The organism is Marinitoga hydrogenitolerans DSM 16785, assembly GCF_900129175.1.
In the GTDB taxonomy this organism is placed as follows: domain Bacteria; phylum Thermotogota; class Thermotogae; order Petrotogales; family Petrotogaceae; genus Marinitoga; species Marinitoga hydrogenitolerans.
In genome coordinates, this window is sequence record NZ_FQUI01000057.1 from 1 (window position 1) to 10,369 (window position 10,369).

Here is a 10,369-nt window from a genome sequence, read left to right on the forward strand (position 1 = left end):
AAAATGAGTATTTCATCTGTAAAAAGAGTATGGGAATTTTTAGTTGAAGTATTAAAGCAAATAAAAAATTATTAAGAGGCTGCTTTGCAGCCTCTTAATAATTTAAAAATCCCCATATTATATACGAAACAAGTATTGAAATATAAAGGAAGTGTGATTGGTAGTAGTTATACAAATGCCGGGTTAAACCCGGTATTGATTTTGATAATAAATTATATTGTTTGATTTAATTTTATGAATTTTTAAGGATTTTAATAGCATCTTCAAGAGTAATATCAAATATATTGTTAGTTAAATCTTCAATTGTTTTTATGTCTAAATTATCAAGGTTATTTAAGTAAGGTGTGATTTTATTTCCAAATCTTTTGAATAAAAGATTTCTTGCTATATTTATTGCCATATATTTTTCTCCTTTAAATATTCCTTTCTCGATTCCCTTTTCAAAACTTTCCTTCAATGATTCATCAATAGCTTTTACAAAGTTTTCAAACATCTGAAATTCCTCCTCTTCTCTTTCAATATTTATTTCAAATTTTTCGATTCCATTCTTTTGACTCAAAACTATTAAGAATTTGTTCAAATATTCTGTAAATTTTTTCCTTTCTTTTTCTGGTAATCTTTTAAATGCATTTTCAACTTCTTGAAATGCTTCTTTTATATTTTTTTATCTGGTGCTTCTTCCATTTCATTTAATCCTAAATAATTCTTTAAACCAAATATGCTTATTAGTTTTTTTACTATATTTTCCGCTTCTTTTTCACTTATGTTATCAATTCGACCAAGATTTGCTATTACCCTTTGTTTGTTTTTACCGTTCTCTCTATAATTTTCAACAATTCTCAAATATTCTGTTCCTTTATTATTTTTAACAATTCTTAAAAACATCAAAATCACCTCTTGATTTCATACCGTATGTTGCTATATATTGTACCACAAAAACACTATAAAATTAAGAAAATTACACCATTACAAAATTTACTTGTGTCACCACACGATTTTTTTTAACTCTCTTTTTTTCAATATTTATCTTCTCAAACCCGCATTCTTTCGTTCGATTTTCTTAAAAATTACCATTTTTCTGTCAAAGTTGGGATAAAATATTAGTAAATATAAATTTTTTTCTTAGATTTTAAAATGGGGATATACTTTATGAATTTTTACATGACGATTATGCTGGAATTTGATATATTAAATAGTCCATTTTCCATTTTTCATAATTAATTCTTCATTATCACCTTTAATACCATATACGTTCATCTCTTCATTTCCAATCATAAAATCAACATGTGTAATACTATTATTTAAACCAACGGCTTTTAATTCTTCTTCGCTCATGTTTTCACCATTTTCAATACATGTAGAATATGCTCTTCCAAAAGCAAAATGTGAAGCAGCATTTTCATCAAATAATGTATTGTAAAATACTACATTTAATTGATAGATTGGAGAATCAACAGGAACTAAAGCAACTTCTCCAAGATAACTAGCGCCTTCATCTAAAGATATAGCCTGTTTTAATATATCTTCACCTTTTTCTGCTGTTATTTTAACGATTTTTCCATCTTTAAATTCCATTGTAAAACCATCGATTACGTTTCCACCGTATACCAATGGTTTGCTATTTCTAACATATCCATTTACCTTATCTTTATGAGGTGCTGTAAATACTTCTTCAGTTGGAATATTTGGAAGGAAAATAGTTCCATCCTCATTTTTCTGTGCTCCGCCTAACCATTTGTGATTTTTTGGTAATCCTACAGTTAAATCAGTACCTGGACCTTCATATCTTAAATAATCATATTGTTTATTATTTAAGTATTTTGTTTTTTCTTTTAAATTATTTAAATGTTTATTCCATAATTGAACTGGATCTTCATTTTCATTAACTCTAACTGTTTTTAATATTGCATTCCATAATTCTTGTACAGGGTTATCAGAATTAGGAAATACCTTCTTTGCCCATTTTTCTGAAGGGACTGCACCAACGGACCATGAAACTTTGTCAGCCATTATAACTTTTGATACATCCTTCATAGCAGTTTGCCTTGTTTTGGAATATTGTCCAATTTTTTGTGGGTTAATTGTTTTTAATATATCAGGGTCAGAACCTATAATACTTAAAAATGCACCTTTTTCATCACAAAAATATTTCGCCATATCTACTTCCCATTGATGAAATTCATTTAATAGTTCATTATCGGCATATTTTAATTTTAAAAATAACATATATTCATCGTTATATACTGTATATACTTCTTTTGCACCAGCTTCATATGCTTTTTCTGCAACTATTCTTGTAAATTCTATAGAATCTATTGTGGATCTTAAGAATACTCTTTGATCTTTTTGTACATTAATACCGACTTTTACCAGAAGTTCAGCATATTTTTCCATTAACTTTTTCATTATGTCTCCTCCTTAAATAATTTTAATTGTTCAGCTTTTAAAGGATATCCTTCCATTAACTTTATTTTTAATTCAGTTTTTTCAATTAAATCTTTATATTCAGAAAATTGTTTTAAAGCTGATAAAATTTGCTTTTTGAAAAGAGTAAAATAATCTATTTCAAAATCATTATATAATAATTTTTTGAAATCTTCAAGATGTTCCCTTTCAATACTAGCGGATATATAATAAATCTTTCCACTTTGATTCTTATTAAAAATATTTTTTATGGTTTCAAAATGCTTAAAATTATAATACTTTATATAATAGTATAATAATCTATCATCATAATTAAATTTAAAATCATAAACTTTTTCCATAAAAATAGCAGATCTTATATGGTTTGGCAATGTTTTATATTTTGTAAAATCTTTTTTTCTAATACTTTTTATTATAGCAATATCTTCTAATGGGAATTTTTTTAGTTCGTTGTAGTAAAATATAAAATCATCCATTTTTAATTCATTATCTAACGCTTTTAAAAAGAGAGAAGATAAGATATTTTTCAAAATATCTGGAGTATCTTTTCGTACAATTTCCACGCCATGTGTGATGATTTTTCTGTCAAAATCATATCCAAAATATCGTTTTTTTACTCCAAAAAAACGAACTCGTTTATAAATTTTATCAACTTCCATATTTAAAGTACATTCAATTTTCTCTTCTGTAAATTTGGTTATTAATTCTTTTGGAATGCTTTCGTTAATATAATTTGTTAAAAATTTTCCTATTTCAAAAATATCTTTTTTATTCAGTTTTTCATCACATTCTATGTAGTTAAAAGAACTGTCTGTGTCGGAATAAAGCACTTTTGTTTTGAAATCAATATATCTTCCATTTATAGATATACTTTTAAAATGATGATTATTCAATTTGTTATTTACAAATCTTAGTGCAGATCTTGCGGCAGCTAAAATAGCTAGATAAATTCTTGTATCATGAAGTGCAAAATTATCAGTTCCTAATACTCCATATATTGAATTCAGAAGTATTTTATAATTATATTGTTTAATATCATATATAACATAGTTAGGGTCGTCAGGATCTGTATTTTTTTTTAATTCTTTATAATATAAACGTTCTTTTAAAAAGAATTTTATTAATGCGGGTATTATTCCCTCTTTTTTTAAAGAAAATTTCAAAGGTCTATAAACATCATTTTCTTCTTCAACAAGAATTCTTCCAAGGTCTATATGCTTTTCACTATAATTCGAACTATACACAAGTGTTTCTGGAGAAATGTTATAAGTAGCAATTATATTTGGATAAAGAGAGGTAAAATCTAGTACAATGACATTATCAAATGTTTTATTTGGTGGAGTTAAAACAATAGCACCTGTTATTTTTATATCATTTTTTTCTCTTTCATAAAATCTAAAAGTAATTTTACTTTTTAAAATAAATTGTTGAATAAAATGTTCAATAGAAATTGAAGTTCCAAATAACAAATTATATGGAATTCTTATTAATGATTGTAGAGAACATATCAAACCTATTAATTTTAATTTATTCTCAAGTTCTACGAGGATTTCAACATCTCTAAAAATATAATCAATAAATTTTTTCATATCTTTATTATAATAATTGAATCCCTTATGTTCGGTTTTACCTAATATTTTGTGATGTTTGGCAACAATATCTAATTTATATGATGCGGGCTTATCTAAAACATATCGTCTATATAATTCAAGATAATCTATTAAATTTATTCCGGGAATATTATTATAAAATCGGCCATCACTTTGATATGAAGAGTGTTTTAAATATGGAATTACACTTAAATTTATATTATAAATATTGGCTCTTTTTATTAAATAAGGAATATCAAATCCGTTTGAGAACCAGCCTGTTATAATATCAGGTTGATCCTTTTTTATTATTTCACTAAAATATTTCAACATATTTTTTTCAGAATCAAAAAATATAATATTTTTATTAGAATAGAGTTTTTTATTATATACAACAAAAGCGTAATATTCATTTTTATAAGTATCATAATATGTAATTGAAGTAATATAACCATTATAATCATTCACGTTTTCACTTGTAACTTCAATATCTAAAAACCAAACTTTTTTATCATCAGGGTTTTCAGAGATATTTTTGCTAAATATATTCATTATATTTTTTCCATATACATAAATATTATTTTTTTCCAATTCATCAGAAACCTTCTTAAATAGATTATAAGAAATATCAAGAGTTGTATTTATCAAATTTTTTCCATATATATCTTTCCAATTAAAATCAATGTTAACAAAACTTTTTATTCTGTATTTAGACAGAATTTTTTCAACTTTATCTATATAAACATCTTCAAAAATCAAATTGAAATATTTATGCTCTTTTTTAAGTTTAGAGTTAATATGTTCTTTAAAATAAAATTCCTTAGTTGAAGGGTCTTGCCATATTGAAGTTATCATATATTTATCACCACTGTGGTATAATTATTATATAATCTAAAAATTTCAGGAGGGATAACATGAAAATTGTTAAATATGATTCGTTAGAAAAATTATCAGGAGTAAATTTTGATGCGAGAAAATTATTAACCTCAAAAAAATTAGAAATAGTTTTAATCAGTTTAGAATCAGGAGAAGTTGTAAAAAAACATTCCACACCATTTGATGCAATATTTTTTATTTCTAAAGGAAAAGGTGTAGTTGAGTTATCTGATGAAAAAATCAATGTAAATGAAAATGACATGATTTATTGTGATAAAAATGTTGAACATGGAATAACAAATAATTCTAATGATAGATTAAACGTATTAGTAATAAAATTACTTAAATAATAGTGATAAAAAGGGTGGAATTGTTGAAAAATAATTAGTTTTATGTGTTTGTTAGATACAGAAACAACAGTTCTTAATCTGAAAAGTGTAAATAGAATTATAGAAATTGTCATATACAATATTATTATAACCGAAAAAAGTAATTATTATGTTAAAGAAAAATTTGTGACTTATATTTATCCCGAAAGAACAATATCATTAACTCGCTGTAAGCGTATAACACCGGAGGTGAGTCATGAGAAGATTCTGTACAAGTGGTCCCGTTGATAAAAAAACATGTTATTACGTAGAACGACCAGATATAATGGAAGAAGCACTTGATCATATAGAAAATTGGAGATATTTTACAGTATCAGCTCCAAGACAAACAGGAAAAACAACTTTGTTAAATGATATTGTTGAAAAAACAAAAGATAAATATTTACCAATATTTATTTCTTTTGAAAGTTACGTAAGTAAGAGCGAAGACGATTTTCTTGAAACGTTTGTAATTGATATATTGGATGATATAGAATATAGATATAATAAAAAAATTAAACTGGAAATACCAAAAAAACTTGATAAAATAAGAGAAATGTTAAAGGAATTATATGAAAAAATAGGAAAAGAGATAATATTAATGATAGATGAGTTTGAAAAATTAGATGAGAACATAATGAATGAATTTTTACATGTAATACGAAGTGTGTATCATAAAAAACAAATATACAAACTCAGAAGTGTAATATTAATAAGCGTAGGATATTTAAGCGGAATATTAGAAGATAATGCCAGTCCATTTAACATAGCAGAACATTTGGAAGTGCCATACTTTACAAAAGAACAAGTATATGATTTACTAAACCAACACGAAAAAGAAACAGGACAAATTTTCGATGAAAAAGTAAAAGAATTAATATGGCATAATGCAGCAGGACAACCGGGATTAACCAATGGTCTTGCATATGATTTGGTAATGAAAAAAGCTAAAGGAGAAAAAATAATAACAGTAAAACATTTTGAAAAAACATTATATGATTATATTAGAAAATATATAGATAAAAACATGGAAAATATAATATCAAAAGCGAAAAAAGAAAAAGAATTAATGATGAAAATATTATTTGAGCCAGAAAGCATTGAATTTGATATAAGCGATGATAGAATAAAATTCCTATATTTAAATGGGGTAATAGATGACTGTGACGGTAAATGTTGTGTAAAAGTACCGTTATATTATAAAAAGTTATACAATCATTTCAAACCACAAATCAATGGAGAAAAAAATTATATGGCAACAATAAAAGATACAATCAAACCATATCTAAAAGAAAACGGAAGCTTGGATTTAAACAAATTAATGAAAAGGTATATAAGATACATAAAAGAACGAGGAGCAGTAATGTTCAAAGGCAGAAACTATTATGAAGGTGTATATCAATACAATCTTGATCAATTTCTTGGATTATATGTAGAAGCGGCAGATGGAAAAGTATATCCAGAAACACAAGTAGGCGGAGGAAGAATAGACTTATTAATAAATATGCGTAACAAAGAATACTTAATAGAAATAAAAGCAAACATAACAGGAAATGATTATGAAAAAAGTAAAAAACAAATAAAAGAATATATAAAAAGAAAAGGGTTAAAAGAGGGATGGTTAATAATATATTCAAATACAATAAAAGATTTTGAATATATTTTAGAAGAAGAAAATGGAATAAAATTACACATTTGGTTTATAAAAACAAATTTTGAAAATCCGTCAAAAATATAGAAATATTTTAAAAAGAAGAAAAGATTCAGAAATAGTTATTAAAAGATAGTATATTTTTCTAATTATTTCAGATTTTTAAACTTTGCTTTGGAATATAAGTGTAAAACTCAGGAAAATATATAAGTGCTGGTGGATAAAAAAACAATCCTCAAAAAGAGGATTGTTTTTGAAAAATCAGATTGTTACTCATATTTTTTTTAAAAAGTGTATTAACATAATCAAAATTCTAAAAAGAGTCTCTTAGTTATTTATTATTTAAAAAGTTAAAATATTCGATATTTTTTATGAATCTGTATTAATCTTTTTTCTTTCTGAAATTAAATTTTTAATATATTTTTTGAAAGTTTCTTCGAGTTTTTCGAAAAGAACAGTTTCAGCAATTTCGCCATTAATAAATATTGCACCACCTGTCTTAGTTCCAGCTATGCCAATATCAGCATGTTTTGCTTCTCCTGGTCCATTAACAACACATCCCATTACAGCAACATTAATATCTTCATCAATATTTTTTGTCCATTCTTTTACTTTGTTTGCAAGATATTCCACATTTATTTCAGTTCTAGCACAGGTCGGACATGCTATAATCCTTGGGCCTTTTTTAAATCCTAACAAAGTTAGTAATTTTTTTGCAGCTAATACTTCTTTAATAGGATCTCCTGCTATGGAAATTCTAATAGTATCTCCAATATTATTTAATAGTAATGCTCCAAGTCCTGCAGAAGATAATATTAAAGCATCCTCATAAATTCCAGCTTCAGTAATTCCTATATGCAAAGGATATGGTACCTTTTCTGAAATATATTTATTAGCCAAAAAGTTTTCTTTAGCATCTGTAGATTTTATAGATATAATAATATTATTAAATTCCAATTCTTCCATAACTTTAACTTCTTCTAAAGCACTTTCTGCTAAAGCTTTAAATCTTGGCATATTCAATATTTCAAATTCTTTTTTTATAGAACCAGAGTTTGCACCAACCCTAATAGGAATATTGTAATCTTTAGCGACTTTAACAACTTCTTTAACCTTCCAAAGAGAACCAATATTGCCTGGGTTAATCCTTATTTTAGATGCTCCAGCCTTAATTGATTCTATAGCAACTTTGTAATCAAAGTGTATATCTGCAACTATTGGTATTGAAGAAATTTCACATATTTTTTTAAAAGAAGGAATGTCATCTAATGTTCTAACAGAAACTCTTACGATTTCAGCTCCAGCATTTGAAAGATTAATGATTTGTTTTATGGTTTTTTCGGTATCTAAAGTATTTGTATTTGTCATACTTTGAATAACAACTGGATTATGACCACCAATTGGAACGTTTTTTACGAAAACAGTATATTTTGAAAACATTATTTTACCCCCATTTATCTAAAAAATCTTAAAATATCGTTATAAGTGAAATAAACAAATAGTCCCATTAAAATCAAAAATCCTATAGTGTGTATCATTGCTTCAACTTTAGGATTGGTTCTCTTACCAGTAATCATTTCATATATGGAAAATACAATTCTTCCGCCGTCCAATGCAGGTATTGGTAATAAATTTATAATTCCTAAGTTTAAAGTAATTAAAGCTATTAAAGAAATTAAAGCTTCTGGTCCAGCTTTAGCAGCTTGTCCTACTATACCGGCAATTCCAACAGGTCCCATAACTTCAGTCGTTTTAACTTTGCCGGTAAATAATTGACCAATAGTATCAATCATTGCTTTTAATAATGTATTAGCCCATTGTATGGAAACAGTTATTATTTCAAAACCTTTTGGTCGCCATTTATCAAAAGCAAATTTTAATACTGCAGGTTCTTGAAGTATTTTAAGAAATTCTGATTTGTTCAATGTTATATTAATATCTTTCCCGTTTCTTGATACGAGTATTTTTAAATTTTCAGAGTCAAAGCCATTTTTGAATTCAATTATTTTATTATTTAATATTGTAATCATTTTATCTTCGGTTCGCATAGATATAGAAGTCAGATTTTTTATTAGGTCAAGGCCATTATTGATTTTAATACCATTAATATTTTTTATTATATCATTTGCTTGAAAAGGTGATATGTCCTTGTTAATAGTATTAGAAAATGTTGCAAAATAAACGCCTATAGCATATCTTTTGGGTGAAATAGTATACCCTTCTAATTTTCCTTCGATTTTGACACCATTTTCTAATTCAATAATTAATCTATCACCTTTTTCTAAGTTTGGCAATATATCTTTAATTTTTTCTGGAGGATTCATATTAAATGATTTAATATAAAGAGAATTTAAATTAATATCATAATCAGATTTGAAAATTAATGTATATTCAGGGTCATACAATTTAGGAATTATATTTAAATTAATGTTTTCTCCATTTCTTATAATATCTAAATTCAGTTCTTTTCCTTCTTTTATAGCAAGACTTAAAATTGAACTATCAAAAACTATATTTCCGTTAACCTTTTTTATAACGTCTCCAGGTTGAATACCAGCGTAATATGCAGGTGAATCTTTAATCGTCTCTTCAATTTTCACTTCTGGAAATCCATATAATATTCCAGAAATAGATAATACAATATATCCTAATATAATAGAAAATAGTGGTCCTGCAAAGGCAATTAAAAATTTTTGCCAAGGTTTTTTATTATAGAATAGATTTGGGTCATCTGATAATTCATCTGTTTCTATCTCTTCACCCGCTATTTTCACATAACCTCCAATTGGAATTAAATTAAAACGAAATTCCGTTTCTTTTCCTTTATAAGAAAATAATTTTGGTCCCATACCAATAGAAAACTCTTCAACCTTTGTTTTAAAAAGTTTCGCAAAAATAAAATGACCTAATTCATGAAAAAAGACAACTATTGTTATAACTACAATAAACCAAAAAAGTGTTAACATCAAAACACCTCCAACTTTCATCTTTTATTATATTAAATTCTAACATATATATGTTAATAAGGTATAATGATATTGTATAGAAGATTTCACTAATACAAAATAATGAATGAATATATGTCAAACAGTTAATTTAAACACCACTCAATCAATTCACGAACGATTAACAAAATTAACAAAGATGTAAGTTGACAAAGCAAGAGAAAGGTGGTAATATATATACTCGGACGCGGACGAAGAGCCGCGGGAGGAAAAGAAGGAAAAGGGAAATAAGGAAGAAGCTCCTTGACAAGTGAACAGAGACACCCAGCGGAAGTAAAAAGAGAGAGTTAAGTGATCGAACTCGAAATCTTGGATGGAGGGTTTGATCCTGGCTCAGGGCGAACGCTGGCGGCGTGCTTAACACATGCAAGTCGAACGAGGAGGCTCTCTTCGGAGAGTAGTACTAGTGGCGAACGGGTGAGTAACGCGTAGGAAAGTATCCTCCAGACTGGGACA

8 protein-coding genes, 1 rRNA gene and 1 pseudogene are annotated in these 10,369 nt (G+C 26.4%); 4 read left to right on the forward strand and 6 right to left on the reverse strand.

Going from position 1 to position 10,369, the window contains the following annotated elements; genetic code table 11:
* Positions 1 to 232: 232 nt before the first annotated feature.
* The 4 genes and pseudogenes from BUA62_RS10615 to BUA62_RS10630 form a co-directional block, all read right to left on the reverse strand.
* Positions 233 to 493 (reverse strand): RpnC/YadD family protein, encoded by a 261-nt coding sequence (locus BUA62_RS10615; protein ID WP_072866024.1) that lies wholly within the window; start codon positions 491 to 493, stop codon positions 233 to 235.
* A 167-nt stretch (positions 494 to 660) separates the two neighbouring features.
* A pseudogene (locus BUA62_RS10620) lies at positions 661 to 885 on the reverse strand (IS1634 family transposase); the annotation flags it as partial.
* 303 nt (positions 886 to 1,188) lie between these two features.
* The gene (locus BUA62_RS10625; protein ID WP_072866026.1) at positions 1,189 to 2,406 is read right to left on the reverse strand and encodes an aminopeptidase; all 1,218 of its coding nucleotides are present in this window, start codon (positions 2,404 to 2,406) and stop codon (positions 1,189 to 1,191) included.
* Positions 2,406 to 4,868, reverse strand: a complete 2,463-nt coding sequence (locus tag BUA62_RS10630; RefSeq protein ID WP_072866027.1) for a DNA polymerase domain-containing protein — start codon at positions 4,866 to 4,868, stop codon at positions 2,406 to 2,408. The genes BUA62_RS10625 and BUA62_RS10630 overlap by 1 nt, the downstream gene beginning before the upstream one ends.
* A gap of 59 nt (positions 4,869 to 4,927) precedes the next feature.
* Here BUA62_RS10630 and BUA62_RS10635 point away from each other — a divergent pair, with 59 nt between their 5' ends.
* Genes BUA62_RS10635 through BUA62_RS10645 form a run of 3 tightly spaced genes read left to right on the forward strand, consistent with a single transcriptional unit; the run spans position 4,928 to position 6,995 of the window.
* The gene (locus BUA62_RS10635; RefSeq protein WP_072866028.1) at positions 4,928 to 5,239 is read left to right on the forward strand and encodes a cupin domain-containing protein; all 312 of its coding nucleotides are present in this window, start codon (positions 4,928 to 4,930) and stop codon (positions 5,237 to 5,239) included.
* A 42-nt stretch (positions 5,240 to 5,281) separates the two neighbouring features.
* The gene (locus BUA62_RS11960) at positions 5,282 to 5,506 is read left to right on the forward strand and encodes an exonuclease domain-containing protein (RefSeq protein WP_072866029.1); all 225 of its coding nucleotides are present in this window, start codon (positions 5,282 to 5,284) and stop codon (positions 5,504 to 5,506) included.
* Positions 5,475 to 6,995: an AAA-like domain-containing protein gene (locus tag BUA62_RS10645; RefSeq protein WP_072866030.1), complete on the forward strand. Its 1,521-nt coding sequence runs from the start codon at positions 5,475 to 5,477 to the stop codon at positions 6,993 to 6,995. The genes BUA62_RS11960 and BUA62_RS10645 overlap by 32 nt, the downstream gene beginning before the upstream one ends.
* A 282-nt stretch (positions 6,996 to 7,277) precedes the next feature.
* Here BUA62_RS10645 and ispG read toward each other — a convergent pair whose 3' ends face one another.
* The gene (gene ispG / locus BUA62_RS10650) at positions 7,278 to 8,348 is read right to left on the reverse strand and encodes a flavodoxin-dependent (E)-4-hydroxy-3-methylbut-2-enyl-diphosphate synthase (RefSeq protein WP_072866031.1); all 1,071 of its coding nucleotides are present in this window, start codon (positions 8,346 to 8,348) and stop codon (positions 7,278 to 7,280) included.
* A gap of 14 nt (positions 8,349 to 8,362) precedes the next feature.
* Positions 8,363 to 9,874, reverse strand: coding sequence for a M50 family metallopeptidase (locus BUA62_RS10655; RefSeq protein ID WP_159429528.1), 1,512 nt, complete (start codon positions 9,872 to 9,874; stop codon positions 8,363 to 8,365).
* Between the two features lie 349 nt (positions 9,875 to 10,223).
* Between BUA62_RS10655 and BUA62_RS10660 the strand changes: the two genes are divergently transcribed.
* A 16S ribosomal RNA gene (locus BUA62_RS10660) occupies positions 10,224 to 10,369 on the forward strand; the annotation flags it as partial.